Source organism: Amycolatopsis sp. NPDC049253, assembly GCF_040678995.1.
Classification (GTDB): Bacteria; Actinomycetota; Actinomycetes; order Mycobacteriales; family Pseudonocardiaceae; genus Amycolatopsis.
Genome location: NZ_JBFAQX010000010.1, coordinates 95,472 through 114,073 on the forward strand (window position 1 = coordinate 95,472; position 18,602 = coordinate 114,073).

An 18,602-nucleotide genomic window follows, 5' to 3' on the forward strand; every position below is an offset into this window, starting at 1 on the left:
AAGCGGCGTCCATCGAGAAGGACCAAGGGCGGCCGCACGGCTCAGGTCGGCCTTCCCCCTGTCCATAACGCGCCGCCGACCTTGACCACGGCGCCACCGCCCACGGTTGACAACACTCGTGGTCAATACGCCTAGGACTCGGCCACTCCGGGTGCGGGTGGCACCGTCGGCACGGCCCGGCGGTGCTTCCCGAAGCCCGGGAACGTCACGCGGTCACGCGCCCGTTCGAGCACCCCGCCCGCCGGGTCGTCGTCGCCGGCGAGCCGGACGAGGTCCGTGCGCGGCCGGTAGATCTCGCGGATCACCAGCACGCAGATGCCCACCACGGCAAGGTCGCGCACCACGACCGTGCCGAGGAACCAGCCCTCCGGCAGTCCCTTGTGGTCGACGCCGAGGTAGTAGAACATCCGCGGCGCCCACACCAGCGCGTCGATCACCATCCAGCTCAGCAGCAGCCGCCAGCGCGGGATCGCGAGCACCGCCAGTGGCACGAGCCACAGCGAGTACTGCGGGCTCCACACCTTGTTGGTCAGCAGGAACGCCGCCACCACGAGGAACGCGAGCTGGCCGAAGCGCGGCCGCCGCGGCGCGGTGAGCGCGACGTACGCGATGCCCGCGCAGCAGAGCAGGAACAGCACCGCGATCACGGTGTTGAGGATCGCCGGCGTCTGTCCTTTTTGGAGCACGCCGTCGAAGCCCGTCCACCCCGTGGTGTAGGAGATGACGTTGTAGAGCGAATCCGGGTCCATCGGCCGCAACGTGTTGAGCCGGAAGAACTCCCACCACCCGCGCGTGGCGACGAGGATGAACGGCACGTTCACGACCAGCCAGGTCAGCGCGGTCAATCCCGCTGTTCTGCCCCAGGTGCGCAGCTTCCCGGCGCGCAGGCAGAGCACGAACAGCACCCCGAGCAGCAGCAGCGGGTACAGCTTCGCCGCGGCGCCGAGCCCGAGCAGCACGCCGGCGATCTCCGGCCGTTTTCGCGACCACGCGAGGATCCCGGCGGCGGTGCACGCCGTGGCGATGGCGTCGAAGTTCGTGAACGCCTGCACCAGCACCAGCGGCGAGATCGCCACCAGCACCGCGTCCCACGGCCGGCGTTTCATCGTGCGCCCGGTCGCCCACACCGTGATCAGCCACGCGAGCGAGAGCCAGAACGCGGAGATGTTGAAGTAGATCGCCACCGGCAGCGCGCCGGGCAGCCAGCCCGAGTTCGCGACCGAGAGCCAGCCCGCCGCGAGCTTCGCGTTGACCCACTGGAACAGGCCCGTGAGCACGGGGTACTCCATGTAGCGGGTCTGGTTCTCCGCGGTCTGCGTGTCTTCCTGCCAGGACGAGACGTACGGGAAGGTCTTCGGGTCGTTGAGCCGCTCGGAGCTGTAGAGCGGCACGATGTCCGAGTAGCACATCGCGACGAACGGTCGGCCCGCGCGCCAGTCGAGCTGGCTGGCGCCGGTGGAGTCCTGGTACTGCTGGATGCAGGAGGCCTTGCCGAACCAGCACAGCACCAGCGCGAGGATCGCCAGACCCAGCCCCACGCGCTGCGGTGACCAGAACCAGTGCCTGCCCACGGCCGCGTGTTCGCCGAGCGGCCCGCCGATCGGTCTCGTCGCCGCGGCGGCCAGCGGGTCGTTCCAGCTCGGCACGATCCGCTCCGCTGGCGTCAGCGTGCGGGGAGCCGCGTCCGGCTCTTCGGCGGTGGCTTGGTCGGGCACGTCGCGGATGCTATCTGCCCGCAGGTCAGGCGCCTGTCATTTCGGGTCGGAGTAGAATCCGGCAAGCACCTCGAAAGCCCCACCGAGGGCCACGGCTTCCTCGCCGAGGACGCTCAGCTCCACGTCGATGCGCTGCCAGTGCGGCACCGGCAGCAGCTCGCGCAGCTGCCCCGCCACCGTGTCGCGGTAGACCTCGGGTGCCGCGCGGATCGTGCGGCCGAACAACACGATCCGCTCCAGGTCCAGGACCTGCACGAGGTCGGCGAGCCCGATTCCCAGCAGCCGCGCGGCCTCGGCGGGGGTGGCTGCCGAGCGGTGCATGATCTCGACGCAGCCGCGCCGTCCGCAGGCGCAGCGCGGGCCGTCGTAGGCGATCGTGGTGTGGCCGAACTCACCGGCGTTGGTGCGCGGCCCGCGGTAGACGTTGCCGTCGACCAGCAGTCCGACGCCGATGCCGGTGCCCACGAGCACCACGGCCGTCGCGGTCTCCGGCGTGTCGGGCCACGTGTGGGCGACCGCGGCGGCGTTGGTGTTCTTGTCGAGCGTCACCGGCAGTCCCGTGCGCTCGGCGAGGAGGTCGCGAAGGGGCACGTCGTGCCAGCCCGGCATGTTCGTGGCGTCGCGGACGCGGCCTTCGCGGTGGTCGAGTGGTCCCACCGCGCCGACGCCGAGGCCCAGTACCCGCGCCGGGTCGACGTCGGCGAGCAGCTTGCGCGTCGCGTCCACCACGGCGGTCACGGCCTGCTCGGGTGTGAAGCCGACGGGCAACGGTCCTTCCACGGTGTCCTCGACCTCGCCGGACAGGCCCGTGCGCAGCACGAGAAACCCGTCGCGGTCCAGCTGCGCGCCGAGTGCGCACTTCGCCGACGGCCGGATCCGCAGCTGCGTGCGCGGCTTGCCGACGCCGGCCGCGGCCTGGCGCTCGACGTCGAGCAGCTGCGTCTCGAGCAGCTCGGCGACGATCTTCGACACGGCCTGCTGCGTCAGCCCCGTGCGCTCTGCCAGCTCCACGCGGCTGAGCCCGCCCGCGCGCAGGATGTGACCGAGCAGCAGCGCCCTGTTGAAGCGGCGCAGCCCGCGCAGGTTGACTCCGGTTTCGGCCATCCGGAGATCCTCCCGAAGAACTGGCTAGTTACGCAACAGTGTTGTTTAATGGGCGGCATGGCTGATGACTTGCGAGTCGGCATCCTCGGTTACGGCATCGGCGGCCGCGTCTTCCACGCGCCGTTGGTGGCTTCGACGCCGGGCCTGGTGCCCGCGGCGATCGTGACGGCGAACCCGGAACGCGCCGGTCAGGCCCGCGCGGAGTACCCCGGCACCGAGATCGTGCCCGACGCCGACGCGTTGTTCGCCCAGGCGGGTGACCTGGACCTGGTCGTGGTGAGCACCCCGAACCGTACCCACGTGCCGCTCGCGCTGCGCGCCATCGAGCTCGGCCTGCCCGTGGTCGTGGACAAGCCGTTCGCGCCGACCGCGGCCGAGGCCGAGCAGGTCGTGGCGGCGGCGAAAGCCAAGGGCGTCGGCCTCACCGTGTTCCAGAACCGCCGCTGGGACTCCGACTTCCTGACCGTGCGCAAGGTGATCGAGTCCGGCCGGCTCGGCGACGTGTTCCGCTTCGAGTCCCGCTACGACCGCTGGGTGCCGAAGATCAAGGACAACTGGCGCGAATTCGGCGATCCCGCCGAGGCCGGCGGCCTGCTCTACGACCTCGGCGCGCACATCGTCGACCAGGCCCTGCAGCTGTTCGGCCCGGTCACGCAGGTCTACGCGGAGGTCGACCGCCGCCGCGCCGGCGTGCAGGTGGACGACGACGTGTTCGTCGCCCTCCACCACGCCAACGGCGTCCGCTCGCACCTGTGGGCCTCCGCCCTGGCCGCCACGCGCAACCCGCGCTTCCGCGTCCTCGGCGACCGCGCCGCCTTCACCAAGTACGGCCTCGACGTGCAGGAGCCGCAGATCAAGGACGGCCTGCGCCCCGGCGACGAGGGCTGGGGCGTCGAGCCCGAGGCCGACGCCGGCACCCTCGGCGTCGACGACGGCACGGACCACACCGAAACCGTACCCACCGAGGTCGGCCGCTACGAGGACTTCTACGCCCAGGTGCGCGACGCGTTGCGCGGCGAAGCGGCGTTCCCCGTGGACCCGGCCGGCTCGGTGGCCGCGCTGCGCGTGATCGAAGCCGCCCACCGCTCCGGCGCCGAGGGCCGCGTCATCACGCTCGGCTAGCTCGCCGCGACCTCGGCAACCCCCAGTGCCGAGCTCGCGGCCTCCCCGCTTTTCCTTTGCGGGCGCGAAAAAAGGCTCCCCCCGTCCGGAACCCGGATGGGGGGAGCCTTTCTCTTTGCGACTCCCTGGCTATTCGCTGGGAACGCCCGTGTCGCCGGGATCCCCGGTGTCGGTGGGGTCACCTGACGGCGGGTGCTTCGGCGGCTTCGGCGTATGCGAGGGGAACGACGGGAAGTTGCCGCCCGGGCCGCCGGGACCGTTCGGGTCGCCGGGGTTCACCGGGTTGCCGCCGTTGCCGTTACCCGGGTCGTTGGGGTTGTCGGTCGGCGTGATGTCCGACGGCGGGATGTTCGTGTCGCTCGGCGGACCGGACGGCGGCGCGGCGTCGCCGATCAGCGACACCTGGGAGAAGTGCTCGGCCGGCTTGCCCGCGAGGTAGTTCGTCATGAACTTCTGCCACAGCGGGCCGGCGATCGTGGACCCGAAGATCGGCGAGTTGCCCTTGCCGTGCAGGTCCAGGTCGCCGTCGCCGCCGACCCAGACCGCCACGGAAACAGACGGCGTGTAGCCGACCATCCACGTCTGTGCGTTGGCGTTGGCTGCCGAAGCCGGCTCACCCGCGCGCTTCGTGTGCTGCTGCGTCCCCGTCTTGCCGGCGCATTCGTGGCCCGTGGGGCACTTCAGCTTCGAGAAGCCGATCACGGGCTTCAGCGCCTCGGTCACGTTGCCTGCGATCTGCTTGCTCAGGTCGGGGTCGCCGTCGGCGAACGCCGACTTGGCCGGCTGCGCCTGGGCTTCGTAGGCCACCTCGTTCTGCGAGTTCGTCACCTTCAGGACGAAGTGGCGGTCGCGCTGCTGGCCGTCGCCGGCGAAGGTGGCGTAGGCCGACGCCTGGTCGGCCGGCGTGATCTTGGTGTCGCCACCGCCGAGGGAGATGTTGTTGTTCGAGATGTCGATCTGCGAGTTGCCGCCGCCGTTGTCCTTGGTCTTCACCCCGGCTTCCTCGGCGGCCTGCTCGACCGGGCCCTGCTTCGTGACGTTGAGGACCATGTCGTAGAACACCGTGTTCGCCGAGATCTTCATGGCCTCGGCGACGGTGCACTGCTCCGAGCAGCTGTCGCTGTCACCGGCGTTGCGGACGATGCGCCCGTCGAACTCCCGGTTGTTGCGGCCGTCGAAGGTCGAGTTGATCCCCTTGCCCATCTTGAGGAACGCCGTGAGGTCGTACGGCTTCATCGACGAACCGGGGTTCTGCGGCGTGTCGGCCCAGTCGCGCGCGGCCTGCTTCTGGCCGTTCACGTCGACGATCGTCGGCCCGCCGTAGTACGCGAGTACGCCGCCGGTCTTGGGGTCCACGGCCACGAGCGCGTCGAGCAGCCGTTTGTCCGACTGGTTCGCCAGCGCGTCGGCACCGGCTTGCTCGGCGAGGTCCTGCGCCTTCTTGTCGATCGTCGTCTGGATCGTGTAGCCGCCGGAGTAGTACTTGTCCTCCGGGATGCCGTGCGCGGCGAGCTCGGCCTTCACCTGGTCGGAGATGAAGCGGTACGGCGCGCCCGAGTCGTCCTTGCTCTCCGCCAGGGGGATCGGCGTGGGGAACTGCGCCGCCTTGCGGTCGGCCGCGGTGATGTAGTGGTTCTCCACCATGCGGTCGAGCGCGGTGTTCCAGCGGTCGTGGGCCACCTGCGAGTTCTCCGACCGGCCCGGCTGCTGGATGAGCCCGGCGAGCAGCGCGGCTTCGGAGAAGTTGAGGTCCTTCACGTCCTTGTGGAAGAAGGCCTGTGACGCCGCGCCGATGCCGTACGCCCCGCGCCCGAAGTAGATGATGTTCAGGTACGCGGTGATGATGTCCTGCTTCGAGTACGTCTGGTTCATCTTGAACGACTTCGCGAGCTCGGTCCACTTGCGGGTGAGCGTCGGCGCGTCGTTGTCGGTGGCCTTTTTGATGTACTGCTGGGAAATCGTGGAGCCACCGCCGGTGCCGCCGGTGACCTGGTTGTAGACGGCGCGCAGGATGCCCGTGACGTCGAAGCCCGAGTTGGTCTCGAACGTCGCGTCCTCGGTCGCGGTCACGGCGTGCTTGACCACGTCGGGGATCTGGTCCGGCGTGAGGATCTGCCGGTTGCCGCCCGGGGGCACGTCCTTGCCCATCGGGGTGCCGTCGGCGTAGAGGTACGTGACGGCCTGGCTCTGCCCCTGCGCCACGCTCTGCGGCGAAGGGACGTCGACGCTGAAGTACGTGATGACGAACGCGATCGCGGGGATCACGATGAAGACGCCGACGAACGCGTAGATGCTGCGCCGGATGATCTTCCAGCGCCGCTTCTTCTTCTGCGCGGCCGTGAGGACCGGTCGGCCCTTCTTGTCGAGCTCCGGCTCCTCCGGGTAGACGTCGTCGGCGTCGAGCGGTCCCCCGGAGTCGTACCGAGCGTCGTAGCCGTCGTCGGCGGTGCCGTTGTGCACGTGGTGCGTCATCAGCTCCGGCTCGCGACGCGGCGGCGGCGTCGGACGGCGCGCGCCCGGGGGCGGCGGCTGCCGGAAGCCGGGCGGCGGAGTGCCGGGGCGGTTCCGCGGCGCACGCGGCGGTTGCCCGGGCTGCGCGGGGTTGCCGGGCGGCGGCGTCCGGGGAGCACCGCCCGGTGGCGGCTGGTTGCGCGCCCACGGGGGCGGTCCCTGCCGTCCGGCGGGGGGTGGTTGACGCCGCGGATCGGGATCCCGGTCGGGCCAGGAGCGGTTGCGGTCGTCGTTCACGTGCGGATCCTCTTCTCGGACGCGGGCGTGCTGCGGGCGCAGATCCCCTCTCCACAAGGGGACGCACCGTGGGTGGGGTCGGTTCACTCGACCGGCGGGACGTATCTCTGGATAACGGCCCCGGCGCGGCGTGAACCGGACAAAACTACGCCCAGGGCGGCGGCTGGGCGATGTCGCCTGGGTCACTCCGAGCCGGGGTTGCGGACCTGGGACACGACGAAGGGCTCCCCTCCGACCGGAGAGGAGCCCTTCGGCATGTGTTATCCGCCTGGCTGTCTCGGTGGTGGGGTCACCTCGACCCCTCCTCCGCCGTCGCCGCCACCGCCGTTGCGACCGGGACCACCGCCGTTGCCGGTGCCACCGCCGAAGATGCCGCCGGGGCGGCTCGAGGTGGTGGTCTCCGACGTGGACGTCTCGCTCGATGTGGTGCTCGACGTCGTGCTCGGGGTCGTCGGCGTCGTGGTGGTACTGGGCGTGGTGGTCACCGAGGTGCTGGGGCGGGTCGTCGGGGTGACGGTGTCCGCGTCCTTGCCGATCGGGTCGACCTTCGGGAACTTCTCGGTGGGCTTGCCCTTGAGGTAGGTGTCCATGAAGTCCTGCCACGTCGGACCGGCGATGGTGGCACCGAAGATCGGCTGGTTGTTCTTGTCGTGCAACGGCTTGTTGCCGTCACCGCCGATCCACACCGCGGCGGAGATCGACGGGGTGTAGCCCACCATCCACGTCTGAGCGTTCCGGTTGTCGTACGACTTCGGGTCGGTCTTCTTCGGGTCGTACTGCTGCGTACCGGTCTTGCCGGCGCACTCGTGGCCGGTCGGACACTTCAGGTGGGATTCCTTGATGACCGGCTGGAGCGCGTCGGTGACGTTGCCCGCGATCTGCTGGCTCTTCTGCTCGTCGGGGTCGAACGCCGACTTGCCCGGCAGCGTCGTGTCGTCGAACTCCACCTCGTCCTGGGAGTTGGTGAGCTTCGAGACGAAGTGCTGCTGGCGGTAGATGCCGCCCGAAGCGAAGGTCGCGTAACCCGCGGCCTGGTCTTCCGGGGTCAGCGATGTTTCACCACCGCCGAGCGCGATGTTGGCGTCGTTGACGCCGAGCTTGGCCTTGCCCTTCGGCGCCGGCTGCACACCGGCTTCCTTCGCGGCTTCGGCGACCGGCGCCGGCTTCGTCACGTTCAGCACCATGTCGTAGAACACGGTGTTGGCCGAGACCTCCATGGCCTTCTTGACCGTGCACTGCGGGCCACAGCTGGCACTCTCACCCGCGTTGCGGACGATGCGGCCGCCGAGCTCACGGTTGTTGGTGCCGTCGAAGGTCTCGCCGAGGCCCTTGCCCATCTTGAGGAACGCGGTGAGGTCGTACGGCTTCATCGACGAGCCCGGGTTCTGCGCCGTGTTGGCCCAGTCGTTGGCCAGCGTGTCCTTGCCGTTGTCGTCCTTCACCGTGTTCGGGCCGCCGTAGTAGGCGACGACCCCACCCGTTCTCGGGTCGACGGCGACCAGAGCTCCCAGGATGTCGGGGTCGGTTTGCCCCTTCATGTTGTCCTGCACGGCTTGCACCGCCGCCTGCTGCGCGGCCGGGTCGATCGTGGTGTAGATCTTCGCGCCGCTGCTGTAGAGCTTGTCCTGGTCGTAGCCCTTGGCCTCGAGCTCGTCGAGGATGCGCTGCTGGATGAAGTAGTCCAGCGTGCCCGCGTCCTGCTTCGCCTGGGAGCCCTTGGGCACGAGCTTCGGGAACGTCGCGGCGGCGCGGTCGGCCTGCGAGAGCCAGCCGTTGGCCACCATCTGGTCCATCACGTAGCTCCAGCGCCGCTGCGTGTACGCCGGGTCTTCCGAGCGGCTCGGGCCCTGGATCAGACCGGCGAGCAGCGCCGCCTCGGACGGGGACAGCTGGGCCACGTCCTTGCCGTAGTACGCCTTCGCGGCCGCCGCGACGCCGTTGGCGCCCCGGCCGAAGTACACGATGTTCAGGTAGCCCGTGATGATGTCCGATTTGGACTCTTCGTTGTTGAGCTTGAACGACTTCGCGAGCTCGGTCCACTTGCGCGTCAGCGTCGGCGCTTCGTTCTCCGTGGCCTTCTTGATGTACTGCTGCGAGATGGTCGAACCACCACCGGTACCGCCGGTGACCTGGTTGTACACCGCGCCCAGGATGCCCTTGATGTCGAAGCCCGAGTTGGTCTCGAACGTCTTGTCCTCGGCCGCGTACACGGCGTGCTTCACGACGTCGGGGATCTGATTCGGCTGCAGCAGCTCACGGTCGCCGCCCGGCGGCACGCTGCGGCCCATCACCTGGTTGTTGGCGTAGAAGAACGTGATGGGCTGGCTCTGCAACGCTTTCACGTCCTGCGGGGAAGGAACCTTCACCAGGAAGTACGTGATCACGAAAGCGACGGCCGGCACGACGATGAACAGACCCACGCACGCGTACGCGATCCGCCGGATGATCTTCCAGCGGCGCTTCTTGCGCTGCTTCGGCGTGAGCGGCGGCTTGATCGGCTTGCCGTTCTCGTCGAGCTCGGGGCCCTCGTCCTCGAAGTCGTCCTCGTCCGAGTACTGGGGGTGTTCGGCGCTGTCGTACCGATCGTCGTATCGGTCGTCGTACGGGTCGTAGCCGAACTCCGTGCCGTTGTGCGCGGCGTGGGTGATCAGGTCCGGTTCACGGTCCGGGTACGCGGGGGGCGGCGGCGGCGCCGGCCGGCCCTGCGGAGGACGGCGGACGGGACCGGACGGGTTGCGGCCTGGACCACCGGGGCCGGGCGGGCCCGGCTGGCGGAAACCCTGCGGCGGGCTGGCGGCGGGACCGTTCGGCCCCGGCGGCCGGCCACCGGGGGGCGGCGGAGGCGGCGGGGCTTGACGGCGGGCCGGCATGCCGCCCTGGCCGTTGGCGTTCGGCACGCGCTGGGACTGCTGGGGACGCTGCGGCGGCCGCTGGGGACGGCGAGGGGGCTCGTCGGCGGGCCACTGAGGATCTGCTGAACCGCGTGGATCTGAACCGCGTGCGTCTGAACCACGTGGATTCGCACCCCGTGGGTCTGGACCACGGCGGCGGTCCGCACCACGCGGCTCGTCACCGCTGGGCCACTCGGGCGCGGCACCACGCGGCTGCCGCTGCGCGCCCCCGTTGGGACTGCGTCGCTGCGGGCCCTGCCGCTGCGGGCGGCGGGGGGCGTCTTCGCCCGGCCACGCGGGACCCGGTTCTTCCTCCGGCCATTGGGCACGGCGAGGTGCATCGGGCTCCTGGCCGGGCCAGGAGCGGTTGCGGTCGTCGTTCACGAATGGGCCTCCGAGGGCGGCTGTGCCGGCACCGGCGTTCGGGAAGAGCCGGTGCGCGCCGCCCTGTGCTCTGCAGCGGTGTTGGTACTCGTCACTGGCCCGCTGTCCTCCGCGGCCGGGTGGGCTGGGGCTCGCCCGTGCCGAGGACGTAGGACAGGACCAGGTGGTTCCAATGGCACGTCCGGCACACCTCTACGTCGTAGACGGTGAACTCGCCGAACAGCCCCGCCATGCGGGCCAGTTCGTCGGGTGTCCGCGCCGATCCCGAGACGTGCTTCAGCTCGTCGCCGTAGACCCACGAGACGAGGGTCAGCGGCGTCCGGCGGCACATCGGACAGGCGCGGTCGTCCGGCCTGCCGTGGAACTTCGCCGCACGGAGCAGGTACGGGCTCGCGTCGCACACCTCATGGTCGCCGACGCGTCCGGAGCGGACGCCGGCCAGCAGCGCACGGCGCTGCAAGGCGTAGTCCACGACCTGCCGCTGGGTAAGCACGAGGAACAGAGTACGGGCTCTTCCTGTGTGCGCAGTGCCCCCTGCGGGGGGCCACCCAGGGCGACCGTTCGGACACGCCGGAAATTCGATAACTCTCTGGTGACGTTCGCCCTGGTCCGCCCACTTCCGGGGGTTACTTCCGCCACTTCGATGTATCGGCGCGATATAGTTGCCGAGTAGGTTGACGGAGGCGGTCGCCCCGCTAGGTCCCACCAGCAACTGGGCCAACGGCGGTCGCTGCGGTTTGTTCCCGTGAGGGGGTGCGGTGTGCTCGAACTCGCGATCCTCGGGTTGCTGCATGAGGCCCCCATGCACGGGTACGTGCTGCGCAAGCGTTTGCACGAGACGCTCGGGATGTTCCGGGCGTTCTCGTACGGCTCGCTGTACCCGACCCTGCGTCGGTTGCTGCGAGCGGGATTCCTCGTCGAGGAGCTCGACGAGGCGGACGACCGGGCCTGGTCCCGGCGCGGCCGCCGCGTCTACAAGCTCACCGCCGAGGGCAAGGAGCGGTTCGCCGAGCTGCTCGGTGACGCGGGTCCGCAGACCTGGGACGACGAGGGGTTCGGCGTCCACTTGGCGTTCTTCTCGCGGACACCGGCCGACGTCAGGATGCGGATCCTGGAGGGCCGGCGGCGTCGCGTGGAAGAGCGTCGCGAAGGTTTGCGCGAGGCGCTGGCCAGGGCCGAGGAGAGGATCGACCGCTACACCCGCGAGCTGCACCGGCTGGGACTCGAGTCGAGCGAGCGGGAGGTGCGCTGGCTCAACGAGCTGATCGCGCACGAACAAGCCGAGCAGCGTGGCCCGCAGGAGTGAGGGCGCGCCGCTCGGGCCGCAACGTCGCGGCCAGACCTGCAGATGAAGTAACGGATTGAAGGAGAAACCGGCATGGGCGAGAACCGCCGCGTTCGGGTGGCCATCGTGGGCGTCGGCAACTGCGCCTCCTCGCTGGTCCAGGGTGTGCAGTACTACCGCGACGCGGATCCCGGCACGCGCGTGCCCGGTTTGATGCACGTCCAGTTCGGCGAGTACCACGTCAGCGACATCGACTTCGTCGCCGCGTTCGACGTCGACGCCAAGAAGGTCGGCCACGACCTGTCCGAGGCGATCTTCTCGAGCGAGAACAACACGATCAAGATCGCCGATGTGCCGCCGCTAGGCGTGCCGGTGCAGCGCGGGCACACCTACGACGGCCTCGGGCGGTTCTACCGCGAGACCATCTCGGAGTCCGACGAGGCGCCCGTCGACATCGTCGGCGCGCTGCGCGACGCGAAGGTCGACGTGCTCGTTTCCTACCTCCCCGTCGGCTCCGAAGAGGCGGACAAGTTCTACGCGCAGGCCGCGATCGACGCCGGCGTGGCGTTCGTGAACGCGCTGCCCGTGTTCATCGCGTCGGACCCGGTGTGGGCCAAGAAGTTCGAAGACGCCGGTGTGCCGATCGTCGGTGACGACATCAAGTCGCAGGTCGGCGCCACGATCACGCACCGCGTGCTGGCGAAGCTCTTCGAAGACCGCGGTGTGCAGCTCGACCGCACGATGCAGCTCAACGTGGGCGGGAACATGGACTTCCTGAACATGAAGGAGCTCGAGCGCCTCGAGTCGAAGAAGATCTCGAAGACCCAGTCGGTGACCTCGCAGGTCGACCGCGAGCTCGGCAAGGGCAACGTCCACATCGGACCGTCGGACTACGTGCAGTGGCTCGACGACCGCAAGTGGGCCTACGTGCGCCTCGAGGGCCGCGCGTTCGGCGACGTGCCGCTGAACCTGGAGTACAAGCTCGAGGTGTGGGACTCCCCCAACTCGGCCGGCATCATCATCGACGCCGTGCGTGCCGCGAAGATCGCGAAGGACCGCGGCATCGGTGGCCCGATCCTGTCCGCGTCGTCTTACTTCATGAAGTCGCCGCCGGAGCAGTACGACGACTCCACCGCGCGCGACGCGGTCGACAAGTTCATCCGCGGCGAGCTGGAGCGCTGACGCGTTTCCTCGCCGGTAGAAGGGCTCCTCGGTTCGCCGGGGAGCCCTTCTCGGTAGTCACAGCCCCAACGCCGCCGGGAGCTCGTTGATGTCGCGCACCACGGTGGTGGCCTGCTGCAGCACGGCCGGGTCCGGCAGGAAGTGCGGGTTCGGCACCGCGTACACGGCCATTTCCGCCGCCAGCGCCGCCTTCAGCCCGTTGGTCGAGTCCTCCACGGCGGCGCACGACGCGGCCGGCACGTTCAGCAGCTTCGCCGCGCGCAGGTAGACGTCGGGCGCGGGTTTGCCGGCACCGACCTCCTCGCTCGACACCGCCACGGGCACCAGTGACGTGAGGTCGCAGGCCTGTAGGAACGCCTGGATCAGCACCGGCGGCGACGAGCTCGCGATGGCCACCGGGTAGCGGCGGGCGACGGCGCGGACCACGTCGGGCGCGCCGTCGATCACGGGCGGGCCCGCCGCGTAGCGCTGTGCCATCCGCTCGATCACCGTCCGCGCGATCTCGTCGGGCGTCAGCCGCGCGCCGAGCGTGCCGACCAGGTACGAAGCCCACTCGGGCGTGCTCATCCCTTGCTGTTCCCTGGTCGATTCGGGTAACCAGGTACCGCCGTGCTCCGCGACCACGGCGCGGCGCACCTCGTCCCACGTCTTTTCCGAGTCCACGAGCACGCCGTCGAGGTCGAAGATCACCGCGTCCATGGGGCCAGCCTAGTCTGTGAGGCGAATTACTTCGCTACCCTAACTAAATTTGTTAGCCTGGCTAAGTGACTTCCGGAATCGTGGATCTCGCGCACCGCCTGTGGCCGGTCGTGTTCCGGCTCTACTACCTGGTGCGCCGCGAGACTTCGCAGGCGTTGACGCCCACTCAGGGCTCGGTGCTGTCCGAGCTGGTGCGCGTCGGGCCCAGCCGCATGAGCCGGCTGGCTCAGCTCGAAGGCGTGCGCATGCCGTCGATGACCGACGTCGTCGGGCGGCTGGAGCGGCTCGGGCTCGTGGTCCGGCGCCCCGACCCCGACGACGGCCGAGCCGTGCTGGTGGAAGCGACGGAAGCGGGCGAAGGCTTCTACGCCGAGCTCGTCGCCGCTCGCGAAGCGCAGATGCGCGAACGGCTGCTGGAGCTGACGGACTCCGAGCGCGCCGCGATCGACGCCGCCCTGCCCGCGCTCGGCAAGCTGATCCGCGATTTCCACGTCGTACCAGGGAAGAAAAGTGAGGAGGAACTGATCAGCGATGAGCGCTGAGCACCACTCGAGCCTGCTGGACGCGGTCAAGGGTCAGCCCAAGCAGGTGTGGATCACGGCGTTCGCCGCGGTCATCGCGTTCATGGGCATCGGCCTGGTCGACCCGATCCTGCTGTCGATCGCCAAGGGCCTGAACGCGTCGCCGTCGCAGGTCACGCTGCTGTTCACGTCGTACCTCGGCGTGCAGGTGATCGCGATGCTGTTCACCGGCTCGATGTCCGCGCGCTTCGGCGCGAAGCGCACCGTGCTGGTCGGGCTGACGCTGATCGTCGCCGCGACCGCGCTGTGCGCCGCGGCCGGTTCGATCGAGCAGCTCGTGGGCCTGCGCGCGGTGTGGGGCCTCGGCAACGCGTTCTTCATCGCCACCGCGCTGTCGGTGATCGTCGGCGCCGCCGCCGGTGGGCAGTCCGGCGCGATCCTGCTGTACGAGGCGGCGCTGGGTGTCGGCCTGTCCGTCGGCCCGCTGCTGGGTGCGCTGCTCGGCACGATCTCGTGGCGCGGCCCGTTCCTGGGCACGGCCGTGCTGATGGCCGGCGCGCTCGTGCTGTGCTCGGTGTTCCTGAAGAGCGACTCGCACGAGAAGCGTGAGCCGATCAAGCTGCTCGACCCGATCCGCGCGCTGAAGCACCCCGGTCTGCTGCGCACTTCGGTCGCGTCGGCGCTGTACACGGCGGCGTTCTTCGCGGTGCTGGCGTGGTCGCCGTTCGTGCTGGGCTGGAGCGCGATCGCCGTCGGCCTGATCTTCTGCGGCTGGGGCCTGTGTGTCGCGGTCGCCGGCGTCGCGTTGGCGCCGAAGCTCGCCGCGCGGTTGGGCGAGCGGCACGCGGCCGCGCTCGCCGTGGCCGGCTACACGGTGCTGATGCTGGTGCTGGCGGTGCCGAACAAGGCCGTGGTGGTCGTCGGCATCGTGCTCTCCGGCCTGGTTTCGGGGCTGCTGAACACGTTGTTCACGGGCACCGCGATGTCGATCAGCGCCGCACCGCGCCCGGTCGCCAGCGCGGGCTACAACTTCTGCCGGTGGTTCGGCGGTGCCGTCGCGGCCACGCTCGTCGGGCACGTCGCCGACTGGCTCGGCTGGGAGCAGGGCCCGTTCGTGATCGCGGCCGTGCTGTGCCTCGTCGCCGCGGTGCTGCTGTCGCTGCGGGAGAAGAAGGCCGACTCGCACGATCTGTCGAAGGAAGCCGCTCTGGTGGGCGAAGAGGAACTCTGAACCCAGGTCGAATACATCTGTTGTTCACCTTAAGGTCCGATTTGGCCGCATATGGTCGCTTTGTTCCCTACTGAAGTGACCTGGAGGCCCTGTGTCCACGGAACGCGGGCGGCTGCTGCCCCTGTTCGCCGCTCACCCCGGCGGCCGTTCTCCCCTGACCTGCGAGTACCGCTGCGGCAACGCTTGTTCGCACGAAGCGCCGAACCCCACGGACAACGAGTACTTCGGCGACGTCGCGAAGGGCGTCTCGCGGCGTGGCGCGTTCAAGGCCGGCGCAGTGATGGCCGCCGCGGCCGGTGGGTTCGCCGCCCTGTCCGGCACGGCCGCGGCCTCGCCGGCCCGCCCCGGCGGCCACAGCGGGCCCGACGGCAGCCACCCGCGTCCGGTGCCGGGTACCGACTTCGACGCCGTGGCGCCCGACAAACTCGACCGCGTGAGCATCCCCGAGGGCTATGACCAGCACGTGGTCATCCGCTGGGGCGACGCCGTGGTGCCGGGCGCGCCGAAGTTCGATTTCCACCGGCAGACCGCTGCCGCGCAGGCCAAGCAGTTCGGCTACAACAATGACTTCGTCGGCCTGATCCCGCAGGATTCCCTGAGGGTGCGCAACTTGCTCGTGGTCAACCACGAGTACACCACCGAGGTGCACCTGTTCCCGGCCGACCAGTACGACCCGGCCAACCCGACCGAGGAGCAGGTGAAGATCGCGTGGGCGGCCCACGGTCTGTCCGTGGTCCAGACGCTGCGCGACCCGATCGGCGGCGGGCTGCGCACCGTGCCGAGCCCGCTCAACCGGCGGATCACGCTCGACACGGTCTTCGAGGTCCGTGGTCCGGCGGCCGGGTCGAAGTACCTCAAGACGTCGGCCGACCCGTCGGGCAAACGCGTGCGCGGCACCCAGAACAACTGTTCCGGCGGCGTCACGCCGTGGGGCACCGTGCTTTCCGGCGAGGAGAACTTCCACCAGTACTTCGCCAACGCCGACAAGGTGACCGATCCGGCGCAGGCCGCGCGGCTCAAGCGGTACGTGATCGGCACCGGCGAGAGCACCCGCAAGTGGGAGCGCTTCGACAAGCGCTGGGACGTGGCGCGCGAGCCCAACGAGCCCAACCGCTTCGGCTGGGTCGTGGAGATCGACCCGAACGACCCGCACGCCGCGCCGGTCAAGCACACCGCGCTCGGGCGCTTCAAACACGAGGCCGCGAACGTGAAGATCACCGCCGATGGCCGCGTCGCCGTGTACTCGGGTGACGACGAACGCTTCGAGTACATCTACAAGTTCGTGTCGAAGGGCAAGTACAAGAAAGGCACGTCCGCGCTGGCCCGCCGCCACAATTCGGCGTTGCTGGACGACGGCACGCTCTACGTCGCGAAGTTCACCGGCGACAGCCCGGCCGCGGAGATCGACGGCACCGGCAAGCTCCCGGCGGACGGCGAGTTCGACGGCGCCGGCGAGTGGATCCCGCTGGCGAGCGGCGAAAAGTCCTTTGTGGACGGATTCACCGCCGAGGAGGTGTACGTCTTCACGCGCCAGGCGGCCGACAAGGCGGGCGCCACGAAGATGGACCGTCCGGAGGACATCGAGCCCAACCCCGTCAACGGCCGGATCTACGCCGCCCTGACCAACAACACCGACCGCGGCGCGGCCGGCAAGGCCGGCGTCGACGAGGCGAACCCGCGCAACGGTAACAAAAACGGCCACGTGCTCGAGTGGGAAGAAGCGCGCGGCGACTCGGCGGCGACGCGGTTCGCCTGGCGCCTGCTGCTGGTCTGCGGCGACCCGGCCACGGCCGACACCTACTTCGGCGGCTTCCCGAAGAGCCAGGTCAGCCCGATCTCGTGCCCGGACAACGTCGCGTTCGACCCGCACGGCAACCTGTGGATCTTTACCGACGGCAACACGCTCGGCGCCAACGACGGCCTGTTCTCCGTGCCCGTGTCGGGTCCGGAACGCGGGCACGTGAAGCAGTTCCTGTCCGTGCCGGTGGGTGCGGAGACGTGCGGGCCGGTCGTCACCGACCACCTGGTGCTCGTGGCCGTGCAGCACCCGGGTGAGAACGCGGCGAGCTCGGCGAACCCGTCGTCGCACTGGCCCGACGGCGGCACCTCGCAGCCGCGGCCGGCCATCGTTTCGGTGTGGCGGAAGGGCCGCTTCGGTCTCGCCGGTCGCATCGGCGTGCGGTAACTCTTTGGAGTGGCTTCCGCTGCGCCGAACCCGCGCGGAGTAATAGCTTCGGTGGGTGAGGCGGGCAGGAAAAGTCGCGATCGGACGTTCGGCGGGCGCGTCGGCCTGCACCCTGGTGCTGGCCGGTGCGCTCGTCGTCGTTCTCCCGGGTTCCGCTCCGGCAGCCGACACCCCGGCGTGCGGCGGAGTGGCCCCCAACCCGAGCGTGGAGCAGACGAACACGCCCGGCGGAGCACCGGCGGGCTACGTCTTCACGCCCGCCGCGCCCGTGCCGCGCAGCACGCCACCGGACAAGGTGCCGAAGCTCGTCACCGACACCGCGCACGCGTCCGACGGCAAGCTCAACGCGCAGATCCAGACGCCCGACGGTCGCGTCAGCTCCGCCACCCAGACCCTGCCCGTGGCGCCGGGCGGCATCTACACGCTCTCGGCAGCGACCGGTTCCGTCGGCTCCGCGCTGGCCGACCGCGCCAACGCCCAGTCGACCGGCCTGCGGTTCACCGACTCCGCCGGGCGCACGCTGCTGGAGAAATCGCAGAACGTCACGCACGACGTGCAGTCCGACGGCAAGCTCGCGCGCCAGGACTTCCCCGCGCAGACCGCGCCGGACAAGACGACGTCGGTGGTGTTCTTCGCGACCACCAACCGCAACTGGGTGATGTGGGACTGCGTGAACCTGCAGCTCGCGGCGTACACCGTGAAGCTGGAGGTGCAGAACCCCGCCACCGGCGAGTGGGGCCCGTCGGCCACGATCCCGGCTGGCGAGACCGCGCACTACCGCACGACCGTCACGAACTCGGGCTCGCAGCCGCTGACCGGCGTGCTGCTGAAGGACTCGTGGTGCTCGTCGCTGCCCGGTGCGTTCGACCTGGCGCCCGGCGCGTCGAACGCCGTGCCCTGCGACCACCCGAACCTGGCCGAGAACGACACCGGCCACGTGAACAAGGTGCGGATCACCGGCGTCACCTCGCCGAGCGGCACGCTGGCCGACCAGTCGGCCACGGCGTCGATCACCGTGACTCCGCTGCCGCTGATCGACAAGATCGGCGACCGCGTGTGGCGCGACACCGACCGCAACGGCCTGCAGGACGACGGTGAGCCCGGTGTCGCCGACCTCCCCGTGACGCTCAAGGACGGCGCCGGGAGCACCCTCGCCACCACGAAAACCGCGGCGGACGGCTCCTACCTGTTCGACAAGCGCAAGGACGGGACCTACCAGGTCTGCTTCGACGTCTCGCACCTGCCGGACGGGCTCACCGTGACGCGGCAGGCGGCCGGCGACGCGGCGCGAGACTCCGACGTCGACCCGGCCACGGGCTGCACGGCGGCGTTCACCCTCGGCGGGACGACGCACGAGAACCTGAACGCGGACCTGGGGCTGGCGCCGCCGCCCCCGCCGCCTCCAGCACCGGCCCCGACCTCGAGCACGACCCCGCCACCACCTTCGGCAACCCCGGCACCTACGGAAACCCCGACCCCTTCGGCGAGCCCGGCACCCACGCACTGAATCAGTCACGGCACCGCTGCGACCAGCG

Annotated in this window: 13 protein-coding genes; 7 read left to right on the plus strand and 6 right to left on the minus strand. The window is 69.8% G+C overall.

Annotated features, from left to right (window positions below; translation table 11 throughout):
- Positions 1-131: 131 nt before the first annotated feature.
- Together AB0K15_RS23510 and AB0K15_RS23515 are read right to left on the minus strand one after the other, a co-directional pair.
- A complete protein-coding gene (locus tag AB0K15_RS23510; protein WP_364054114.1) occupies positions 132-1,715 on the minus strand; it encodes a glycosyltransferase 87 family protein in 1,584 nt (527 codons plus the stop codon).
- Positions 1,716-1,751: 36 nt separating this feature from the next.
- Positions 1,752-2,819, minus strand: a complete 1,068-nt coding sequence (locus AB0K15_RS23515; RefSeq protein ID WP_364054117.1) for an ROK family transcriptional regulator — start codon at positions 2,817-2,819, stop codon at positions 1,752-1,754.
- A 57-nt stretch (positions 2,820-2,876) separates the two neighbouring features.
- On the opposite strand from AB0K15_RS23515, the gene AB0K15_RS23520 reads away from it, so the two are divergent.
- A complete protein-coding gene (locus tag AB0K15_RS23520; protein WP_364054120.1) occupies positions 2,877-3,941 on the plus strand; it encodes a Gfo/Idh/MocA family oxidoreductase in 1,065 nt (354 codons plus the stop codon).
- 129 nt (positions 3,942-4,070) lie between these two features.
- Here AB0K15_RS23520 and AB0K15_RS23525 read toward each other — a convergent pair whose 3' ends face one another.
- From AB0K15_RS23525 to AB0K15_RS23535, 3 genes are all read right to left on the minus strand, one after another.
- Positions 4,071-6,689: a transglycosylase domain-containing protein gene (locus AB0K15_RS23525; RefSeq protein ID WP_364054123.1), complete on the minus strand. Its 2,619-nt coding sequence runs from the start codon at positions 6,687-6,689 to the stop codon at positions 4,071-4,073.
- Between the two features lie 260 nt (positions 6,690-6,949).
- Positions 6,950-9,586, minus strand: a complete 2,637-nt coding sequence (locus AB0K15_RS23530) for a transglycosylase domain-containing protein (protein WP_364054126.1) — start codon at positions 9,584-9,586, stop codon at positions 6,950-6,952.
- Positions 9,587-10,055: 469 nt separating this feature from the next.
- Positions 10,056-10,457 (minus strand): DUF5318 domain-containing protein, encoded by a 402-nt coding sequence (locus AB0K15_RS23535; protein WP_285971410.1) that lies wholly within the window; start codon positions 10,455-10,457, stop codon positions 10,056-10,058.
- A gap of 267 nt (positions 10,458-10,724) precedes the next feature.
- Here AB0K15_RS23535 and AB0K15_RS23540 point away from each other — a divergent pair, with 267 nt between their 5' ends.
- Both AB0K15_RS23540 and AB0K15_RS23545 read left to right on the plus strand, forming a co-directional pair.
- Positions 10,725-11,270, plus strand: coding sequence for a PadR family transcriptional regulator (locus AB0K15_RS23540; RefSeq protein WP_360606298.1), 546 nt, complete (start codon positions 10,725-10,727; stop codon positions 11,268-11,270).
- A 72-nt stretch (positions 11,271-11,342) separates the two neighbouring features.
- Entirely contained in the window at positions 11,343-12,431 is a 1,089-nt protein-coding gene (locus AB0K15_RS23545; protein WP_360606296.1) for an inositol-3-phosphate synthase, read from the plus strand.
- Between the two features lie 57 nt (positions 12,432-12,488).
- Here the strand turns inward: AB0K15_RS23545 and AB0K15_RS23550 are convergent, their stop codons facing one another.
- Positions 12,489-13,130: an HAD family phosphatase gene (locus AB0K15_RS23550; RefSeq protein ID WP_364054131.1), complete on the minus strand. Its 642-nt coding sequence runs from the start codon at positions 13,128-13,130 to the stop codon at positions 12,489-12,491.
- Positions 13,131-13,195: 65 nt separating this feature from the next.
- Here AB0K15_RS23550 and AB0K15_RS23555 point away from each other — a divergent pair, with 65 nt between their 5' ends.
- The 4 genes from AB0K15_RS23555 (at position 13,196) to AB0K15_RS23570 (ending at position 18,574) form a co-directional block, all read left to right on the plus strand.
- Positions 13,196-13,672: a MarR family transcriptional regulator gene (locus tag AB0K15_RS23555; RefSeq protein WP_364054134.1), complete on the plus strand. Its 477-nt coding sequence runs from the start codon at positions 13,196-13,198 to the stop codon at positions 13,670-13,672.
- A complete protein-coding gene (locus AB0K15_RS23560) occupies positions 13,662-14,882 on the plus strand; it encodes an MFS transporter (RefSeq protein WP_364054137.1) in 1,221 nt (406 codons plus the stop codon). Before AB0K15_RS23555 ends, AB0K15_RS23560 begins: the two co-directional genes overlap by 11 nt.
- A gap of 91 nt (positions 14,883-14,973) precedes the next feature.
- Positions 14,974-17,067 (plus strand): PhoX family phosphatase, encoded by a 2,094-nt coding sequence (locus AB0K15_RS23565; RefSeq protein ID WP_364054140.1) that lies wholly within the window; start codon positions 14,974-14,976, stop codon positions 17,065-17,067.
- A 55-nt stretch (positions 17,068-17,122) separates the two neighbouring features.
- Positions 17,123-18,574 carry an SdrD B-like domain-containing protein gene (locus AB0K15_RS23570; RefSeq protein ID WP_364054143.1) on the plus strand — a complete coding sequence of 484 codons (1,452 nt, stop codon included), beginning with the start codon at positions 17,123-17,125 and terminating at the stop codon, positions 18,572-18,574.
- Positions 18,575-18,602 lie beyond the last annotated feature (28 nt).

What these genes read in the sequence shown, in the direction of transcription:
- AB0K15_RS23545 (WP_360606296.1), top strand. Translation starts at nt 11,343, where the DNA reads ATGGGCGAGAACCGCCGCGTTCGGGTGGCCATCGTGGGCGTCGGCAAC.
- AB0K15_RS23515 (WP_364054117.1), bottom strand. Translation starts at nt 2,819, where the DNA reads ATGGCCGAAACCGGAGTCAACCTGCGCGGGCTGCGCCGCTTCAACAGG.
- AB0K15_RS23520 (WP_364054120.1), top strand. Translation starts at nt 2,877, where the DNA reads ATGGCTGATGACTTGCGAGTCGGCATCCTCGGTTACGGCATCGGCGGC.
- AB0K15_RS23550 (WP_364054131.1), bottom strand. Translation starts at nt 13,130, where the DNA reads ATGGACGCGGTGATCTTCGACCTCGACGGCGTGCTCGTGGACTCGGAA.
- AB0K15_RS23560 (WP_364054137.1), top strand. Translation starts at nt 13,662, where the DNA reads ATGAGCGCTGAGCACCACTCGAGCCTGCTGGACGCGGTCAAGGGTCAG.